Annotated in this window: 18 protein-coding genes and 1 pseudogene; 11 read left to right on the top strand and 8 right to left on the bottom strand. The window is 50.5% G+C overall.

Annotated elements, in window-relative coordinates:
• The first annotated feature begins 17 nt into the window (after nucleotides 1-17).
• The 8 genes from ACMZ6R_RS03670 to ACMZ6R_RS03635 all read left to right on the top strand — a co-directional run bounded on the left by ACMZ6R_RS03670 (nucleotide 18) and on the right by ACMZ6R_RS03635 (nucleotide 8,639).
• Nucleotides 18-1,046, top strand: coding sequence for a Tim44 domain-containing protein (locus ACMZ6R_RS03670; protein WP_416109531.1), 1,029 nt, complete (start codon nucleotides 18-20; stop codon nucleotides 1,044-1,046).
• Nucleotides 1,047-1,120: 74 nt separating this feature from the next.
• Complete coding sequence (locus ACMZ6R_RS03665; RefSeq protein ID WP_416109530.1) at nucleotides 1,121-1,987, top strand: zinc metalloprotease HtpX; 867 nt, start codon at nucleotides 1,121-1,123, stop codon at nucleotides 1,985-1,987.
• A gap of 109 nt (nucleotides 1,988-2,096) precedes the next feature.
• Nucleotides 2,097-3,125 (top strand): TerC family protein, encoded by a 1,029-nt coding sequence (locus ACMZ6R_RS03660; protein ID WP_416109529.1) that lies wholly within the window; start codon nucleotides 2,097-2,099, stop codon nucleotides 3,123-3,125.
• A gap of 71 nt (nucleotides 3,126-3,196) precedes the next feature.
• Nucleotides 3,197-4,405, top strand: coding sequence for an AI-2E family transporter (locus ACMZ6R_RS03655; RefSeq protein WP_416109528.1), 1,209 nt, complete (start codon nucleotides 3,197-3,199; stop codon nucleotides 4,403-4,405).
• 1,051 nt (nucleotides 4,406-5,456) lie between these two features.
• The gene (gene hxsD / locus ACMZ6R_RS03650) at nucleotides 5,457-5,789 is read left to right on the top strand and encodes a His-Xaa-Ser system protein HxsD (protein ID WP_416109527.1); all 333 of its coding nucleotides are present in this window, start codon (nucleotides 5,457-5,459) and stop codon (nucleotides 5,787-5,789) included.
• A gap of 1 nt (nucleotide 5,790) precedes the next feature.
• Entirely contained in the window at nucleotides 5,791-7,233 is a 1,443-nt protein-coding gene (hxsB, locus tag ACMZ6R_RS03645; RefSeq protein ID WP_416109526.1) for a His-Xaa-Ser system radical SAM maturase HxsB, read from the top strand.
• Complete coding sequence (gene hxsC / locus ACMZ6R_RS03640; protein WP_416109525.1) at nucleotides 7,226-8,347, top strand: His-Xaa-Ser system radical SAM maturase HxsC; 1,122 nt, start codon at nucleotides 7,226-7,228, stop codon at nucleotides 8,345-8,347. The genes hxsB and hxsC overlap by 8 nt, the downstream gene beginning before the upstream one ends.
• A 19-nt stretch (nucleotides 8,348-8,366) precedes the next feature.
• Nucleotides 8,367-8,639, top strand: a complete 273-nt coding sequence (locus ACMZ6R_RS03635; protein WP_416109524.1) for a hypothetical protein — start codon at nucleotides 8,367-8,369, stop codon at nucleotides 8,637-8,639.
• 128 nt (nucleotides 8,640-8,767) lie between these two features.
• On the opposite strand, the pseudogene ACMZ6R_RS03630 reads toward ACMZ6R_RS03635, so the two are convergent.
• The 3 genes and pseudogenes from ACMZ6R_RS03630 to ACMZ6R_RS03620 form a co-directional block, all read right to left on the bottom strand.
• Nucleotides 8,768-8,845, bottom strand: a pseudogene (locus tag ACMZ6R_RS03630) (ArsR family transcriptional regulator); the annotation flags it as partial.
• 41 nt (nucleotides 8,846-8,886) lie between these two features.
• Complete coding sequence (locus ACMZ6R_RS03625; protein WP_416109523.1) at nucleotides 8,887-9,669, bottom strand: hypothetical protein; 783 nt, start codon at nucleotides 9,667-9,669, stop codon at nucleotides 8,887-8,889.
• Nucleotides 9,670-9,951: 282 nt separating this feature from the next.
• A complete protein-coding gene (locus ACMZ6R_RS03620; protein WP_416109522.1) occupies nucleotides 9,952-10,209 on the bottom strand; it encodes a hypothetical protein in 258 nt (85 codons plus the stop codon).
• Between the two features lie 343 nt (nucleotides 10,210-10,552).
• On the opposite strand from ACMZ6R_RS03620, the gene istB reads away from it, so the two are divergent.
• A complete protein-coding gene (gene istB / locus ACMZ6R_RS03615) occupies nucleotides 10,553-11,335 on the top strand; it encodes an IS21-like element helper ATPase IstB (RefSeq protein ID WP_416109521.1) in 783 nt (260 codons plus the stop codon).
• 74 nt (nucleotides 11,336-11,409) lie between these two features.
• Here the strand turns inward: istB and ACMZ6R_RS03610 are convergent, their stop codons facing one another.
• Nucleotides 11,410-11,547, bottom strand: a complete 138-nt coding sequence (locus ACMZ6R_RS03610) for a hypothetical protein (RefSeq protein ID WP_416109520.1) — start codon at nucleotides 11,545-11,547, stop codon at nucleotides 11,410-11,412.
• A gap of 138 nt (nucleotides 11,548-11,685) precedes the next feature.
• Nucleotides 11,686-12,885 (bottom strand): putative sensor domain DACNV-containing protein, encoded by a 1,200-nt coding sequence (locus ACMZ6R_RS03605; protein WP_416109519.1) that lies wholly within the window; start codon nucleotides 12,883-12,885, stop codon nucleotides 11,686-11,688.
• Between the two features lie 606 nt (nucleotides 12,886-13,491).
• Here ACMZ6R_RS03605 and ACMZ6R_RS03600 point away from each other — a divergent pair.
• Both ACMZ6R_RS03600 and ACMZ6R_RS03595 read left to right on the top strand, forming a co-directional pair.
• On the top strand, nucleotides 13,492-13,710 hold the full coding sequence (locus tag ACMZ6R_RS03600) for a hypothetical protein (RefSeq protein WP_416109518.1): 219 nt from the start codon (nucleotides 13,492-13,494) through the stop codon (nucleotides 13,708-13,710).
• The gene (locus ACMZ6R_RS03595; RefSeq protein WP_416109517.1) at nucleotides 13,697-13,987 is read left to right on the top strand and encodes a transposase; all 291 of its coding nucleotides are present in this window, start codon (nucleotides 13,697-13,699) and stop codon (nucleotides 13,985-13,987) included. The genes ACMZ6R_RS03600 and ACMZ6R_RS03595 overlap by 14 nt, the downstream gene beginning before the upstream one ends.
• A gap of 28 nt (nucleotides 13,988-14,015) precedes the next feature.
• On the opposite strand, the gene ACMZ6R_RS03590 is transcribed toward ACMZ6R_RS03595, so the two are convergent.
• From ACMZ6R_RS03590 to ACMZ6R_RS03580, 3 genes are read right to left on the bottom strand one after another with little or no spacing between them, the layout of a single operon-like run.
• Nucleotides 14,016-14,501 (bottom strand): MarR family winged helix-turn-helix transcriptional regulator, encoded by a 486-nt coding sequence (locus tag ACMZ6R_RS03590; protein ID WP_416109516.1) that lies wholly within the window; start codon nucleotides 14,499-14,501, stop codon nucleotides 14,016-14,018.
• On the bottom strand, nucleotides 14,501-17,569 hold the full coding sequence (locus tag ACMZ6R_RS03585) for an efflux RND transporter permease subunit (protein WP_416109515.1): 3,069 nt from the start codon (nucleotides 17,567-17,569) through the stop codon (nucleotides 14,501-14,503). Before ACMZ6R_RS03585 ends, ACMZ6R_RS03590 begins: the two co-directional genes overlap by 1 nt.
• Nucleotides 17,566-18,693 (bottom strand): efflux RND transporter periplasmic adaptor subunit, encoded by a 1,128-nt coding sequence (locus ACMZ6R_RS03580; protein ID WP_416109514.1) that lies wholly within the window; start codon nucleotides 18,691-18,693, stop codon nucleotides 17,566-17,568. The genes ACMZ6R_RS03585 and ACMZ6R_RS03580 overlap by 4 nt, the downstream gene beginning before the upstream one ends.
• Nucleotide 18,694: the final 1 nt, after the last annotated feature.

Raw genomic sequence — 18,694 nt, 5'->3', positions numbered from 1 at the left:
GGCAACCTGGAGGCCCCATGAAAAAAAGTCTGCCCCTTTTCACGTATCTGCCGATGGCTGGCTGTTCCCACGCCAAAGCACTCACCCTCAATGCTCCTGATCCGGCAACTGTCATGCGCTGGCTCAGCCTGCCGCTGCTTGCTCTGGCCTTAATCCTTCTGTCTATTGATCTCGCTGAAGCCAAGCGGCTCGGCGGAAACAAGTCCTTTGGCAGCAAGGATTCCTATTCCAAGAGCTACGATAAGCCCACTCCCCCGAATACAAGCGCATCGAACATGCAGTCAACGCCACCCCAGGCGAAGGCTCCTGGCGGGTTTCTCTCAAAATTTGGCGGAATGGGGGGAATGGTCGGTGGTCTACTCATGGGTGGCCTGTTAGGGTCACTCTTTTTTGGCGGTGGCTTTGGCGGATTTGGAATCCTTGAAATGTTGCTCCTCGGCGTCGGCGGCTTCCTGCTCTTCCGATTCATCCGTGCCCGGCGTGGAGCACAGGCGGGGGGAACCACCCGCATGGAGCAGCCCGCTCCCGGCGTACATGATCGCTTGGCCTATGCCGATGGACCTGCTGGGGATGTCGCCCCGAATCAGGAGACACGTTCCTGGGGCACTCTGCGAACCACCGCAGCCTCCTCTGGTGGCGCAAACGATACCATAGCCCCTGTTGTCATGCCTGCTGGCTTGGACGAGGCCGAGTTCCTCTCCGGAGCCAAGGCTCTCTACAACCGCTTACAGACCTCCTGGGATCGTCGTGACCTCACCGACATCCGTGGGTTCACCAGCCCCGAAGTCTATGCCGAAATCGCCCACCAAGCGAGTGAAGACCCTACCCCCGGCAAAACCGACATACTCATGATCGAAGCTCGTGTCATCGAGGCCGGCACAGAAGGAACACAGACTGTGATCTCGGTACTTTATGATGTCCTGCTGCGCGAAAACCAAGCCAACGATCAGCCCTCTCAGATTCGTGAAGTCTGGCACATCAGTCGTGACCAGTCTGCCTCAAAGCCAGAATGGATTCTTGAAGGCATCCAACAGTTGGAGAGGTAGTCTTAGCGAACCGCCCGGGGCTACGGCCCCGGGCTTGGCACAATGAAACCGCCGCGAGAGTTAAAGGTGGAAAGATGACAAGCCAAATCAAAACTGTTCTTTTGCTCGGCTTACTCACCAGCCTCATGTTGCTCATGGGGCGAGCTTTGGGTGGGCAAACGGGCCTTCTCATAGCTATTGTGTTCGCCCTCGTCATGAACGTGGGAAGCTACTGGTTTTCCGACAGGATTGTCCTGAAAATGTACCATGCCCAAGAGGTCTCTCCTCATGACGCCCCAGCCCTACACCACATGGTCGAGGAGCTTTCAGCCAAGGCAGGCATTCCCAAACCACGGATATATGTTATCCCCGAGGAAGCACCCAACGCGTTTGCCACGGGGAGAAACCCAAAGCATGGCGTGGTTGCCGTGACCGAAGGCATCATGCGCCTGCTTTCCCCCGCAGAGCTTCGTGGTGTCATCGCGCATGAAATTGGTCACATCAAAAACAGAGACATCCTGGTACAAAGTATTGCTGGGGTCATTGGCGGGGTCATTGTCTCGGTGGCCAACATGCTCCAATGGGGAGCTATCTTCGGTCTGGGCGGAGGCAGAGATGAGGAAGAAAGCGGCGGTGGCGGCGGTCTTGCCAGTTCGCTGCTCATGGCCTTCCTTGCTCCTATCGCGGCCATGCTTGTTCAGATGGCCATATCCCGCTCACGTGAGTACCTCGCCGACGACACGGGTGCCCAATTGGCTGGCGATCCCAAGGCTCTGGCCAGGGCCTTGGAAAAACTTGGAATGTGGTCAGGCCGAATTCCCATGCATTCTGGCAATCAGGCCACGGCACACATGTTTATCATAACCCCTTTTAGCGGTTCCACATTTGCCTCACTTTTTAGTACGCATCCGCCGCTGGAAGAACGCATCGCACGTCTGGAGGCCATGCCCTCCAACGCATGACCAAGTGGTTGGACCGGAACCCAGGCCAGTCCAGCCCCTACCTTGACGGCAGTGGCGTAAATGACGAAACGAGAGAGAATGGTCACCGGTTACAGGCGGGAGGGAATTCATGGAAAGTGCATGGATGTGGATTGGTTTTAATGTGCTGGTTCTGGCCTTACTGGCTTTGGACCTTGGCGTCCTGCACCGCCATGGACGAGAGATCGGCGTACGCGAAGCGTTGTTGCTGAGCCTAGGCTATGTCATTTTGGCTTTGTCTTTCGGCGCCGGCATCCATTACTTCCTTGGCCCCCAAGCTGCGACAGAGTACCTGACAGGCTATCTGATCGAAAAAAGTCTCTCAATCGACAACATCTTCGTCTTCGTTCTCGTCTTCATGCACTTTTCCGTTCCCAAGGACTGCCAGCACAAGGTTCTCTTCTGGGGTATTCTTGGCGCGTTGATCATGCGCGCCGCGCTTATCCTGGCCGGGGCAGCGATTATTGAATCCTTCCACGGAATCATCTACGTCTTTGGGGCGTTCCTCGTCTTCACAGGAATAAAGATGCTGGTTACGGTTGGACAAGAACCAAACCTGGACGAGAACCACATCAATCGCTTTATGCGTCGCCACTTCCGGGTGACCGAAAACTTCGAAGGCAAAAAATTCTTCGTTCGACGCAATGGCGCACTCTTCATTACGCCACTCTTCATCGTCCTGGTACTTATCGAAGTCACAGACGTAATATTCGCCTTGGATTCCATTCCGGCCATTTTCGCCATCACCACCGATCCCTTCATCGTTTATACGTCAAACGTCTTCGCCATCCTCGGCCTCAGGGCGCTCTACTTTGCTCTCGTGGGTATCATTCACCGGTTCCATTATCTCAAATATGGTCTGTCTCTTGTACTCGTGGTCGTAGGCGCTAAAATGATCGTTAACGCTTGGTTCGGCGAAAAAATTGTATCCACAGAACTGGCTTTGTTTATCACGACAGTGATCATCGGTAGCTCTATGTTGTTTTCGTTGCTGCGAACGCGGAAAATGCCCACTGAAGAAGCTCTCAAAGATGCGACCCATTGGTGGGTGCCGGGCAGCCCTCCAAAAGTTGAAGCGGATAAGCAGCCCCGGAGCGACAACAAGAATAGGAAGTCTTGACGCTAAGCAGGAACACAGTGGGGATAGCAGTCGTCGACACAGCATGATGCCCCAAACCAGGAAAGTGAACCATGTCCGAACAAGACGATACTATTTCCCAGGAAACGACAAACGCATCAAAAACACCAGTGGCGCAAAGCGTGCTCGATACCGAGGTGGCCTTAGAAGCCCGCAATGATGGTGGGGATGATGTCGGTCCTTTACACGCCAGATTTTATCACCCTTTTTTGCTCCTCGTATTCATTGCGTCTGTGGCCATTCTTGGATCACTTCTGTGGCCGTTTCGCCATGCTGTCATCTTAGCCGCCATACTCGCGCTGCTGCTGACCCCTCTGCATAAACGGAGCGTGCACATTTTAAGGGGCGCACGCCTAGCCTCGGCCGCTTTGCTGACAATCGCCACCTTTGTCTTCATTGTCATGCCTGCCGCTATTCTGGCAGTAATCCTAGCCAACGAAGCGGGTTCTGTCATCGAGGCTGGGGTACAGTGGTTCAATGACGGTGGCATGCAGACCCTACTTAGCTGGCTCCAATCTCTCGACTTACCTGATTGGCTCCAGAGATTTGTAGAAATGATTCCTATTGATCCTCAGAGCCTCAAAGCCAGCTTGCTAGGAGCTGCCGGCACAATCGGGAAAACACTTTTGTCCATCGGCAGAGGATTTGCTGGGCAAATGGCCAATTTCTTGGCCCAGATTATCCTGCTCATCTTATTCCTTTTCTACTTTCTGGCCGAAGGGGAACGGGTGGTGCAGGGCTTGCGTCGTCTTTCTCCGTTGCGTCGAAGACAAGAGCAAGCGTTGGCGGAAAGGCTCAAAACAGTGACGCGCTCCATCCTTGTTGGCGGCGTCGCAGCCGGGTTATCTCAGGGTCTTGCCACCACACTCGGACTGTGGCTGGTCGGCATTGATCCATTTTTCTGGGGCATGGTAGCCATGGTGGCGTCTCTGGTTCCCGTCATTGGTCTTGCACTTATCCATATACCATTGATTCTCTATCTCATCGCCGCAGGATCGACAGGCAAAGCAATTTTCCTTCTTTTCTGGTGGCTGCTTGTGGTGAGTACGGTGGACAATATTGTACGCCCATTTTTCATTAGCGGCAGTGCGCAGTTGCCTCTATTAATGATCTTTGTAGCCATCGTTGGAGGTGTGCTGCTTTTCGGTCCACTGGGAATCATTTATGGCCCTGTGGCCATGAGCCTGTGCCTCGTCGTATTTCAGTTATTTATTGAAGCACAAGTAAAAGTATCTCGCGCTGCAAACACACCCAGAGGGTGAAATATCTCTACACTGTTTAAGATGCATCGGAAGTATTCGTATTGAGCAAACACGTGATGTCCAATGGCAGGACTCTGCCATTGCGCCCTTTGGAGAACCCCAAAAACGAAGGAAACCACGTTTTTGACCAGCTGGAAATGGGATGGACCAGGAGAATCGGAACGGATCAGGAGAAACAGAGGGATAGGTGAAACCGAGTTGGCTGGACCGCCACAGGCCGACCACTGTTGCGCCAACGAGGTCGAAAGTAGACCTAATAAAAACAAAAAATCCCGTTGGCAACTCGCCAACGAGATCACTTTTTCACAGGGGCTTTTGTAATGATTTTAGGGGTTTAAATCCTGCTTGTGGTGTGTCAAGCAAGCGCTCTCCCCCTGAGCTAAGGTCCTATAAACAGAATCAGGGATCAAGCTAAATGCCCCAAACTCGTCTCGAAGTCAACCCCAAATCTTTCGTTCCCAAGAAAAAGTTGGGGGCCAAAACCGTTGGCTTCGTTGGCGCGTCGTTGGCTCGGGGTAAGTACGTATTTGGTACGGGGAGGTCAAGGGGTTTTTGCTATAGGGAGGAGGAAAAAGGACGTTGGGGAAGATGCGACGGCAATAATAGTTAATTATTTCAGTATGTTAAGTAACTATGTATAATTTCAAGTGTCTTATCCAGCTTAAAATATTAACAAAACCCAAAAGATTTCCTCTCCCAATATTCGATTTGGACATTTGGACATTTGACGCGCAGGTTAAAATATACCCGATGATGGAAACCAGAACCACCGGCAGCGGTAGCGGACCCTGGGACAGAAAAATCCCAACAGTCCGGGTAGGGAAGAAGCACGCGCTGTACATGGCCAGTATTGATGGGCACTATCTGGTTATTCAGTTTGCTGGTGCATCTTTTCTAAAGAATAATCAACTGGATATATTGAATTTTTTTAAATTTTACCCTACTCCATTGTATAGAATTGGCGTTTACAATACAGGAAATTGCTTGACCTGAACTGCCAAACCCAATTAAGCTGTTACTATCGAAACGTTAAAAGGAATTGAGGCACATAATGGAAGGCATAAAAATCTTAACTAACAATAATTCCATCCAAATACATTTGCATAAAACTTTTTATGAACCCGGAGCAATAAAGAATGCGGCATTTGGTTTTGCTAATTCGTGCTATATATTCATAAGACCTTACGATATGGATGAAAATTTAGTACGATTTGAGCCCAAAGAAGGGGTTGAGGTAGATCTCGAATTTATTGCTAAAGAATTTTGCAATGCTGTCCTCGACCATCAGATCAGGCTTGATTTGGAAAAAATGAATCATAAAATAAGAAATCTTATTGTTAAACAAGCATTTTACCCTATAGAAAAACTAGTCGTTGGTGATTAAAATGGGCGGTAATTATCTAATCCTTCCCCATTCATTTAGACGACTAAAAAATGACACAACTTTATTGGTAAACTCTGGCGGAGATTTCCTTTTTTTAAGAGATGCAAACTTCAAAAATTTTATCAATCATAACCTCGATCCAGATGACGTTGTCACCTTGGATTTGGAAAGCAAAGGTTTTTTAAGCTTTGCAGACCATGACCTAGCTGTAAATCTTGCCTCTGTGAAATACAGAACAAGAAAAGGCTTTTTGAAAAATTTTACATCTCTTCACATGATGGTAGTGACAGTTCGATGTAACCAAAAATGTGAATATTGTCAAGTTTCATGTGAAGGAGAAGACGCTCTGCAATATGATATGGACATAGACACATCAAGAAAAATTGTTGATTTTATATTTAATTCACCAAATGAAAATATAAAAATTGAATTTCAAGGCGGAGAGCCTCTTTTGAATTGGGATGTCATCCAAGCTGTAGTTGAATATGCTAATGAAAAAAATATAATTTCAAAAAAAAATCTTTCATTTGTAATTTGTACAAATCTAACGCTCATGACATCTGAAAAATTATCTTACATAAAATCAAAGAATATTCAAATATCAACATCCCTGGATGGACCTGCGTCAATTCATGATCATAATAGAAAACTTCGGACACTGAAGAGTTCTCATGAAGCGGTGGTTGAAAAATTAAAAAAATGTTTCGAACTAGGCGTACCCATATCAGCGCTAATGACAACAACAAGGAAAAGTCTACATGATTTCCCTCGGATAGTTGATGAATACATATCGAGGGGATTTGAAGGCATCTTCTTTAGACCACTCAATCCATACGGTTTTGCGCATGAAAAAATTAAAGAAATCGGATACAGTCCAGATGAATTCGTTGAGGCCTACCGGGCTGGGCTAGATTATATCATAGAACAAAACAAGGCTGGTCGGTATTTTGTTGAGTATTATGCTCAACTATTATTAACAAGAATTTTGACGTCTTATCCAACTGGGTTTGTCGACCTTCAATCACCTGCCGGGACAGGGATCAGTGGTGTAATTTACGACTATAATGGAGACATCTATCCGTCAGATGAAGGGCGCATGCTATCTAGAATGGGAAACAACTACTTTAGGCTGGGAAATGTCTGTCAAGATAAATACACCGACGTATTTAATGGAGAAAAACTCAAGCATATCGTTACAGACTCCTGTATCGAAACAACGCCAAGTTGTGGATGGTGCGCGTATCAAATATATTGTGGAGTAGATCCAGTTAGAAATTATTTAGAAACAGGTAATGTTGTCGGGTTAAGGCCTGGAAGTTTTTTTTGCGAAATGCATCTCGCATTATTCGATATGCTTTTCGACATGTTATCTAAGGCTGAGCCAAGTAACTTAGATGTGTTTTGGTCTTGGGTGATCCCTCAGAAGGTGACCAAAAATGCTTAAGACTTTTGGCAAAGCAAAAAATATTCGATCTCCTTTGATAGGAGTGGCGACCCGATCAGAAATCCCTTTTTTTGATCGTCAGTCATATATTTCTATCGACAAAAATCACGGATTTGGCTACTTAGCTCATATCAGAGATGCTTCGTCAAGCGTTCCATTTCTGTCGCCGTCTATTTTATTGGACAATAAAAATAGCATTAACACCATACAAGATGGCGACATCTTACGGTTGAGAAAAGATGGAGTGATTGAGTTTTTATGGAAGAAGGGAAGCGCAAGCAATTGCCTTTTTGTTACTTCCAGATGTAATTGCGAATGTTTAATGTGTCCACAACCGCCCACTAATGATTCTGAAGATTTTGATGCCGTGATCACACGAGTGCTTTCTTTGCTTGATAAGGATGGCGAAGAGTCGGTATGCATAACTGGTGGGGAACCAACCTTACCAAGGGAACGGTTCCTCAAGTATTTATCTATGTTGCGACTCGATCATAATAATCGCCGAGTAGACGTTTTAACTAACGGTCAAACATTTTCAGACTTAGACTTTACATCGCATGTGGCTTCTGAATGTCCTGACAAGACAACCTTCTGCACATCTCTCCATGCTGACACGGCTTCTATCCATAATCACATAGTTTCTTCAAGTGTCGCGTTTAGAAAGACGGTCTATGGCATTCAAAATTTGGCGAGATTCGGACTTCCTATTGAGATTCGATTCGTTTTGACGAGGCACAACGCTCGCAGAATGGTCCCATTTGCTGAGTTTGTTGTTAAAAACTTCCCTTTCGTTTTTCATGTCGCACTGATGAGCCTTGAAATTGTTGGCCTTGCTGCTGATAATTTTGAGGATGTTTGGATAGACCCTGTCGAGTGCAATGACAACTTCTCTGAAGCCATTAAGGTGCTCAGCAGAGCAGGCATATCCGCTTCAATATATAACACACCGCTGTGCTTGCTTGACGAATCTCTTTGGAAGTATTGCAGGCAGTCCATATCCGATTGGAAAAATTCTTTTATTGAACTTTGTACTCCGTGCAAGTTGCGCGATCGATGTTGTGGTATCTTCTCAACATCAACACGCTTAAGTCAAAATTTGCGTCCTAAACTTTAACCTACGTAATGGAGGCGCCATGAAAGGTTTTACAAAAAAAGTTGTCTTTTTCTTGAGTATTGTTGTGACTTCTTTTGGTTTTGCCCCGATGTCTTCCTCTGCCAATAATAGTAACGTTGTGACCAGCCCCAGCGTTTCAGCTGCTGGAAGCGTTAAGGAAATTAAGCCCCTCCAGTTGGACAAGGCGGTTGAAGATTCGAAGTCTGGATCTTTTTTACAGCTTGCTGGGCATTACTCACATTCTTCCCATGCGTCGCATTCTTCTCATTCTTCGCATAGATCGGGGTATTAAGATCGAGGGGCTGAATGGTGGTACATCATTTCGGCCCCTCTGTTATTTCAACAAATAAAGACCCACGTCACCCTCTTTTCAGGACGACGTGGGCCATAATGCGCAACTATCCAAAAAAATACAGCTAGCTACTTCTTTTCCAGAAAAATCTTCCCCTCCTCCAGGCAGGAGACCTTGAACTCGTCGCCCTGCTTGAAGCCGTAGTTCTAAAGAAAAACTCTGGAAATTCCAGCAGCTATCATCACCCTCAGCCACCTAAATTTTGCAACAAGGTTTGTGCACATTCGATACATCGATTATCAATCTTATTATTAAATTCTTCTTCTAATTCAGCTCGCGAGGGGAGATTATAATCTGATGATCTCTCCCAAACCTCTTTTGATAAATCCTCAGCTGCCTTAATGATGGGATGCGGTGGGATTCGGACTTTTATAATAGAACCACTTTGTGCCGCTAATGCTGTTAAAACCCCGGCCGCTTTAATAGTTAAAGAAAGAGAAAATCTTCCAGCCTTTCGGATGCCACGCCAAGAATCTTCTTCTAGGGTACGCAGTTCTGCATCATGCCACTCAATAATATTTGTACACTTAGGGAAAAATTCTTGTTTATACAATTCTGGCAAAATATTCTCTCTAGCATCACGGGGAGAAATGATAAATATGCGAAGGAGATGTTTAGACGCAGTGATAAAATCATTGCGCAATGCGCATATATAGGCTAGTCCATGATTAGCTCTAGCCATTAAATATTTATTTGTCACATCGCCAGTCTTAAGACTTGGGTCTAACGATGTATTTTTCAATAAATTATCTTCAGCGAACCGCAACCTCACTTCTTTTGTCTCATTATTCTGGGCTGTAATGGCGTCGCCTATAGCCTCAAAAGCGGCTCCCATCTCTCGAAGTATAAGTTGATCAAGTGATTTTTTAATGTGCTTTATTTCGTTTATTTGTTGTGTCTTTCTCTTCAAGTCAACGACAATCTTAGCGACCTTGAGTAAAGAAAGAGCCGTTTCAAGTTCGATGCTCATACGTTCCCCTTCCTATTGTTCAGTCTCCCCTACTATACCATTTTATCTCATGTTTTGACCACGCTGAACATAATTTTTCAATAACCCAACACAGGCTCAAGCATTATTAGAAATAGACTAAAACGTCAATCAAAAACGATACGTCACTGTTATGGAATAAACTATTTGCCAAGATATCTCTTGGCGAGAATTTATCTCGTCGGCTAATTAACAAGTTATATTAGTATATTAATCTCGAATTTTTTATAAAATAAATTATGCCACCCGCAACACCAGCCACTGCTACACCACCAAGAAATACTGGGTGATGGCAGTTACAGCAGCAAAGCCGCTTCCAATTAACCCTAAAGCACCTGATGTGCCAAAAGCTTCAGACACAGCACCAGTACCAGTTACAATGGCTCCACTGATTTCAGCACTGGTTTCAGTTGCTATAATGTCAGTGGCTACACCTGTAGCAACACCACCTCCAACTTCTTCTGAGAATTCCTTACCTAGCTCACAAGTTGCATGCAGAATATGATGCACTAAATGGCTCATTATGTCTCCCAAAAGGAAGTTCAATAATCAGTTCCATCACTGGGCAAATGGCATCAAAGCTCCACAACAGAAAACAAGCTAGCAAGAGACCGTTATCGCTTTTACACGTCAACAACTACCCAAGGCACCTTATCCATACAAGATAGCATTATATTTTTAGGACTTACCTGTTTTTATTGATCACTAAAACTATATACCATACTCCTGAAAATAAAAACAAGCCCCAACGAGGAGTTTTCAGTATCGCGGGATCAAGCCTGGAAGTTCCTCTGCCCTACCCATACCCAGGAATTCTATATCCTGATCGGCGACAATTATTCTTGAGCATCAGCGACAATTAGAATTGTGCAGCCATCTTCAAGAAACGACAGCCATGGCCGAAAACCAGGGTTGGAGTCACCAACGGTTTTTGCAGTATCTGGCCGAACTTGAACTGGAGGAGAGACGGCAAAGTCGCATCGAGCGTCTTCGCAAAACCTCCGGACTCCCAAGCGATAAAACCTTGGCGAGCTTGGATACGGGTGTGCTGCCGGAACGGGTGAAGAAGATCCTTCCCTCCCTGTGCGAGGGGCACTTTCTTGGACGGTCGGAAAACATCGTGGCCTTCGGCCTGCCGGGGCGGGGAAAAACACATTTGCTGTGCGCTATTGGGCATGAGCTTGTCCGGCGCGATCACTCGGTGCTGTTCATCCCGGCCTACCGCTTGGTGCAGAAGCTGCTCATCGCCAAACGGGATTTGAACCTGGAAAAGGCCCTCAGAAAGCTGGACCGTTTCGAGGCGGTGATCATCGACGACATCGGCTACGTCCAGCAGGACCGGGAGGAGATGGAGGTGCTCTTCACCTTTTTGGCGGAACGTTACGAGCGTGGCAGCGTGCTGATCAGCAGCAACCTCGTCTTCTCTCAATGGGACAAAATCTTCAAGGATTCCATGACGACAGCTGCGGCTATCGACCGGATGGTCCACCATTGCGTCATCTTGGAACTGACCGGCCAGAGCTACCGAAACCAGGAGGCTCAAAAGCGGAATGCAGTCGCAACGTCCCGCGTCCATGACGACGGACGCGGCCTTGACCCCAAACCCGAAGATCACATGGCTGAGGCCGAGGTCGATGCACAAAAATAGTTGTCGTCAGTGCACAAGAGTAATTGACGCCGAGCAGTCATGACGCTCATGTTACCCGAGGATGACTGAAGCCCTTATCGAAAGATGACCTGGGCCATGCTGAAAAATATCCGCAACCGATCTTCATCCGCTGAATCAATCTGCCGGATCAGGATCGTCCGAAGCTCCTCCAGGGACAACCGGAACCCCTCGAGACTGAATAGCTCGGCCATGGGAATGTCCAGGGCCTTGGAGCGTTGCTCGATGCTGGTCAGGGATGGACATTTCCAGAAATGGGCAGTTCTACATATTAGAAATGCGAGCGAGAAATTGAAGATGACTTTACTGGAAATTTGACACGTAACAATCAGCTATACTGTTCTGTATTCCCAAATAAAATGTTCTAGATTTTGGACAACGGCCACACACTGCATTCGCTCGGACCAAGAAAACAGTGACAAACGGCCGTCCTGCGAAACCACAAACACCTCCGTAGCACGGTTGCCATGTACGAAACGCGCAGCCGATTGGTGCCGCATCCCGCCCAGATCCTCCAAGGAAATTTGCTCGCGCAGTTCGCCAGTGACCGCGTTCAGCGAGGTCACCAAGAAGTCCTCAGGCCCGAACAGCAGGATGGCTCCAAACCCGAGCAAGCACAGATCAAGGTCCATAACCACGGCCCCGTCGATGAGACTCAAGTCCCCGACCCGTCGCAGGAGAGACTGGTTCAAGGTGCGCAGGAAGTTCAACGCCTCATACCGCTCGCGCAGGGCGATGATCGAAGCGGTATTGCGTCCCGCGACCAAGTCGTCATAGTTTCGTACGGCTTCATAAGTACCGACTTCAAAATCGTGGACGCTGACCTGTAAGAGCTTGGCGCTGTCTTCATCGAAACTGAACCGAAAGCGCACCGATCGCCTCCACGACTGATTTTTCGGCGGCACGAGCACAAGCGTCCCCCCGTGACCATGTCGAATCATTGTGGTACCAACACGGATGAGTTTGTCAGGAACGATAATTTTGTCAGAAACATGGGGGCGAAATTTCTGAAAATTATCTTTTCCCAAGGCGTTGGCTATCAGATGTTCCAGAGAAGCCTCATCTGCTGCAACAGGAATGGACACAGTTCCTTTATGCAATAGTGCCAGCACCCTGCTCGAGCGTGAAACCAAAAGTGTTCCGTTGCCCGCAATACGTAATCGAAGCAAGCCGTCGGGCTCGACATCAAGCACCCCCCAGATGGCTGGGCCCTCCGAACCGACATGCACGGCCAATGGGGTTCGCGGGGAGGCTGTAAGCAAAGCCACAAGATTCGGTATGGTAACCGGTACGGAATTGGTAAAGGCTTTCGCTAACAGCGTTGAAGCTGGCGAACAGAGGCTGAGGGTCCCGCGCACCTCCCGTCGCTCCTCCATCTCCAGGCTGGCCCAGAAGCAAGCCGTGCACAACATGGTAAGCTGGTCAGCATCGCGCAGGAGATCCGTAGCCCCATTGTTTGCGTCCATGGCGCTGGCATCCATATTGTCTGAAGCTTGTATGGCAGCTACGAACTGCGAGATTACGTTATTCATAGTGGATATGCCATTTTCGTCACTTGTATTGACTTTAATGAGTCTTGGGTCTCTCCGATAACCACATGAAGAGCATGCAATTCCACTGACTGAAATCTTTCATTTGACAATTTTCCACGCATCACAACTTCCTGTCGTAGATTTTCGTTGCGACTGTGCGAGCCGAGTGGTGTTTGATCCGTCAACTCAGGCATCTACTTGTCTTTTTTTTAGCATTTGCCAACAAGAACAAGCTTTTTGCGTCTCAATACCCCAATATCCAAATGAAGCTACTTCAAAAATATTTTTATCTGACCGTCAGAATATCTTTACTCCTTTCCATTTTCATTCAATATTTTCGCATACACCTAACAATTATCATTAAAAATGTATCATGCCTTTATTTAAACTAGCTTAAATCTAATATTAAACTAGTTATGCTGCAAATATTTCAATAATTATCATTTTTATAATACTTATTATTATGGTATTATGGTAAATCTAGTATGATATACAATTATACTATCCACAATATAAAACATTCCATTAATTCACCCAGAATTATCTAAACAGATAGTCTGTTGCCATACACCATTTTTGCTTGAAGAAGATATATATGAACGGTGTATGATCGATCTTCGAGATTCATTCATTAGCGAAACATTCGATTTCTCGAAAAATTTGCGCCGCTGTGGAAAAAATCAAGCAGAGACTGCTGCACAATTGGCCAAAATCATGATGGGATTCCAAAGGGCAAAGCCCTTTGGCCGCCGGAGGCAGCCTTTCCTGACCGATTTCGCAGTGGTCTCAAGCAGGGAAAGGCAGCAAGCTCATGGCGGTGAATGAAATCTCGGCTCGACTGATCGGAGATAAAGCTTACGGCAGCGATGGACTTGATCAGCGGTTGCAAGACGATTGGGACCTCGAGATGATCGCGCCGCACCGAGGTGGCCGTACGCGACTGAAGAGCCAAGATGGAAGACCGCTCAGGCGCTATCGGAGACGATGGAAGACCGAACGCCTCTTTGCCTGGTTGCAAAACTTCAGACGCTTGGTGGTGCGATACGAGTATCATTTTGAAAATTTTCTCGCCTGCTTTAACACGGGTGTGCCGTCATCCTGATGAGACATTTTTGGAATGGCTTTTAACCTCATGATTTTACCTTCGAAAGGAGCAGAAACAACGAGTGGAGTTCTTCTTCAGCCAGACCAGACATTGCATCCGACTGGTTCTCAAAAAAAATAGGAGCTATTTTGTTTATTGCGCCGCGACCTTCTTGCGTAAGTTCGACCCAATCAATACGCATGTCTTTAGGTTCAGGGGTCTGTCTTATGAGTCCGTCGCATTCCATAGATGCGAGGACATCGGAAATTGTATCAGGTCCCACGCCGGCCATCTCAGCCAGGCTGCCGACAGGGACCTCTGTGCACTTGCTGGCAAGAATGACCAATATGATGAAATGACCATATGATAGATTTTCCTTGTCCAGTTCTCGCTCGATGCGACGCTGGAGAATTGCACTAGCATGCACAATCTGTATCCAAGTCACGCATGCCTTAACATCCATGTCTGGATAGCATTCTGAGATTTTTAAAAGTATTTCAAAGCTGGGGAGTTCCTTGGGGAACATAGTCATTACACCTCTTGCTTCTCATCTCTTTCAATTCGAAAAATCATTGCATAGAGCGCCGGTGTAAAAAGCAATGTTAAAATGGTCGCAATAAGCAACCCTCCCATGATGGCCACTGCCATCGGACCCCAGAACATGTTCCGAGACAAAGGGATCATGGCCAGCATGGCGGCCATGGCCGTCAGCACGACAGGCCGTGTCCTACGGATGGTGGCTTCGATGACGGCCTCCCATGCGGAGAGCCCTGCCGCTATGTCCTGGGCGATCTGATCGACAAGGATGACACTGTTGCGCATGATCATCCCCGCGAGTGACAGGACCCCAAGCATCGCGACAAATCCGAACGGCTGACCGAAGGCCAGTAGGGCTCCAACCGCGCCGATCAGGCTCAGGGGGGCGGTGGCCACCACGAGGAACAGGCCCTTAAAGCTCTGCAGTTGGAACATGAGGAGCAGGATCATAATGCCGGCCGCCATGGGCAGCAGGACTACGATGGAATGATTGGCCTTTTCGCTCTCCTCCGTAGCCCCGCCCACCTCGATCCGGTATTCCGGGGGCAGCGTCTTCTCTATCGCCCTGACACCGGACAGAAGTTCCCGCGTGACGTCAGGCGCTTGCACCTCCTTGATCACCTCTGATCGAACCGTGATCATCAGGTCCCTGCTCTGTCGCCACAGGATGGGGTCCTCGGAGACGTACTCGATCTTGGCCACCTGGGAGAGCGGGATGGGATGCCCGTTGCGCACGCTGATCGTCAGGTCGGGCAATCGCTCGGGGCGCAGCCGCTCCTCGGGCACGGCCCGGGCCACGACATCGACCAGCTCGATGCCGTCCCGGACCTGGGTGATCGTCACCCCGGAGAGCAGCGACTGGAGCGTTTCGGAGATTTCCTGGGGGGTGAGCCCGAGAACCCTGGCCCGATCCTGGTCCACGACCAGCCGCACGGCCTTGGCTTGCTCGTTCCAGTCGAGGTTGACGCCAACGGTCTTCGGGTTCTCGCGCATGATGTTACGGACCTTGTACGCTACCTCGCGCAGTTGCATGGGATCGGGGCCGATGACCCGAAACTGCACGGGGAAGCCCACTGGCGGCCCCAGAAACAGTGTCGTCACGCGCACCCTGGCCTGGGGGAGCCCCCCCTGCGCGACAAAAGATTCGATCCGCTCCCGCACGCGGTCCCGTGCCGCGGCATCGGCCGTATTGAGCACGGTGACTGCGAAGCTCATGTTGGGCAGATCGGGGGCCATGGGCAAAAACCAACGCGGAGCGCCCGAGCCGATATAACTCGTGTAGATCTTGACCTCTGGGTCGTTTTTCAAGAACGCCTCCATGGTCTCAACGGCCTGCGCGGTGGCCTCGAACGAAGAGCCCCCAGGCATGCGCACCTCGACCAGGAGCTCGGGACGCGTGGAAGCCGGGAAGAACTGCCGGGATACGTATCTGGAGCCGACGATGGCCACGGCAAGAAGCAAGATCGTCACGCCGACGACCAGCTTGCGCTGCTCCACGCACCAGGTGACCAGCCTGCGCAGCCAGCGATAGATGGGGGTTTCGTAGAGGGCATCGGAATTCCCGTGCTTGCCCGCATGGGATTCCGGGAGCAGCTTGAAGCCGAGGTATGGCGTGAACACGAGCGCGACGAACCACGAAGCGACCAAGGCAATGGTCACGACCCAGAAGATGCCGCCCGCGTACTCGCCGGAACCGGACCTGGCAAAGCCAACGGGGAGGAAGCCGGCGCAGGTGACCAACGTCCCGGTGAGCAGGGGTTTGGCCGTGGCGGTCCAGGCGAAGGTGGCCGCCGTGACCCGATCGACTCCCTGCTCCATTTTCACCAGCATCATCTCCACCGAAATGATGGCGGCGTCCACCAGGAGCCCCAGGGCGATGATGAGGGAGCCCAGGGAGATGCGCTCCAGGCTCATGCCGAGCATGCTCATGACCATGGCCACCATGGCCAGCGTGAGCGGCACCGCCAGGCCCACCACCAATCCCGTGCGCCAGCCGAGCGCCAGAAAGCTCACGGCCATCACGATGGCCAGGGCCTCGACGAAAGACTGGATGAACTCATGCACCGACTCGTTGACCACGTGGGACTGGTCCGACACCTTGTCGAGTTCGAGCCCCAGAGGCAGGTTCTCCTTGATGCGTCGCAACGCGTCTTCCAACTGGTGCCCCACTTCCAGGATGTTCGCCCCCTTGGTCATGACCACGCCCAAGGCGATGGCGGGCTTGCCGCGGTGGCGGACGGCGAAGGTGGGTGGGTCCACAGGGCCGCGCCGTAGCGTTGCGATGTCGCCCAAGCGGAACAGCTTGCCGCCGCCCTGGACAGGCACCGCCGCCAGGGCCGCGACGCCCTTGAGGGCACCGTCCACCCGCAGGAAGATCTTTTCCGTGGTCGTCTCCAGGTTCCCGGCGGCGGTCACCGCGTTCTGCTTGGCTATGGAGTCGGCCACCAGATGGGGATCAAGGCCCAAGGTCGCCAGCTTGGTGTGGCTCAGCTCCACGTAGATGCACTCGGTCTGCTCGCCGTAGAAGCGCACCTTGGTTACGCTCGGAACGCGCAGCAGCGCCTGGCGTATGGCTTCGGCCTGGTCCTTGAGTTCGCGCATGGTGTAGCCCTCGCCTGTAAGCAGGTACAGGAAGGAATCCACGTCGCCGAATTCGTCGTTAAAAAACGGGCCGATCACGCCTTGAGGAAGACTCTGCCGGATGTCGCCCACGCGCTTGCGGGCCTGGTACCAGCATTCCCGGACCTGGGACGCCGGCGTCGAATCGAGGAGGTGGAGCTCCAAGACCGCGTTGCCCGGTCGGGAGTACGTCTTCACCTTGTCGAAGTAGGGCACTTCCTGCAGCTTTTTCTCGATGGGGTCGGCCACCAGGCGCTGCACCTCGTCCGCCGTAGCCCCGGGCCACTCGGCAGCCACAATCATGACTTTGATCGTGAACTCAGGGTCCTCGGCCCTGCCCAGGTGCGTGTACGACCACGTGCCGTAGAGGGACACGAGCAGGATGAGAAACAGGGTCAAGGCGCGGTGGCTGACGGCCCACGCGGAGAGATTGAGTCCTTTCATCTTGCCGCCTGCTGTGATGTGGAGGCCAGCCGAACGGTTATGCCCTCATCGAGTTTCTGGACACCGGAAGTGACGATGATATCGCCGTCGGCAAGCTGGCCATGCACGTAGGCGTCCTGCTCCGTGTAACGGTCCACCCTGACCGGCCGAAAGGTCAGTTGCCCGGTTGGCACATTCACGAGCCAGACGCCTGGGCCATTCCCCTGGTCCAGGAGAGCGCTGGTCGGGATGCGGACGCTCGGCGTGTCGGCGGTCTCGGAGAGATGGAGGATGGCTGTCATACCCAAGCGCACGGCGGCGTCAGCGTCGGGCAGCGAATACCGCACGGGATAGGTTCTGGTGGCCGGATCGGCCGACGGGGATGTTTCACGCAACACGGCCTGGTAACGGGCGTCGCGGTTCGCCCAGAGCGACATTTCCGCCTTGATTTGCTTGATGTCCTGGAGGCGTCTTTCGGGAATGTCGGCCAGGACCTCCAAGGCTCCTTTTTGGGCCACAGTGACGACGCTCTGGCCCTGGGAGACGACCTGACCGGCCTCGGCGCTCGTCTTGGTGACCACGCCGTCGGTACTGGAAAGCAGTTTGGCGTACTCGAGCTGGCTTATGGCCAGCTTGAGAGCGCGATCGGCCCGCTCCGCACGCGCCCTGGCTTCATCGGCCGCCAAGTGCTTCAGGTCGTATTCTGACTGGCTTACGACTTGTTTGGAGAGCAAAATGGCATAGCGTTTTTCGTCGCTGGTGCCCTGCTCTCTGTTGGAATGCGCGGCTTTGAGTTCCGCCTGAGTACTTTCCATGGAGAGGCGGAGGTCTTTTTCGTCCAGGGTCGCCAGCACTTGGCCTTCCCGGACATGATCCCCCACATCCACCAGGCGTTTCTCTATCCGCCCTCCAACCCGGAAGGATTCCTGCACTTCGTGCCGGGCCACGATGACACCGGAGTACTGCCGTTGTTGCGACTCCGTGTCCAAGCCGATCCTCATGGTTTTAACAACAGGATGGAATTGTTGCTGATGCGCCTCACGCTGACACCCGGCTACAAATAAAAATGATAAGCTGACAAGCAGCACGGCAAGGGGCAGCATATGCCGAGCGATACCATTCAAACGATCGAGTTGACATGTCATG

Origin of the sequence: Solidesulfovibrio sp. C21, assembly GCF_047785625.1 — a bacterium.
Classification (GTDB): Bacteria; Desulfobacterota; Desulfovibrionia; order Desulfovibrionales; family Desulfovibrionaceae; genus Solidesulfovibrio.
This window is presented reverse-complemented; position numbering and strand designations above follow the sequence as displayed.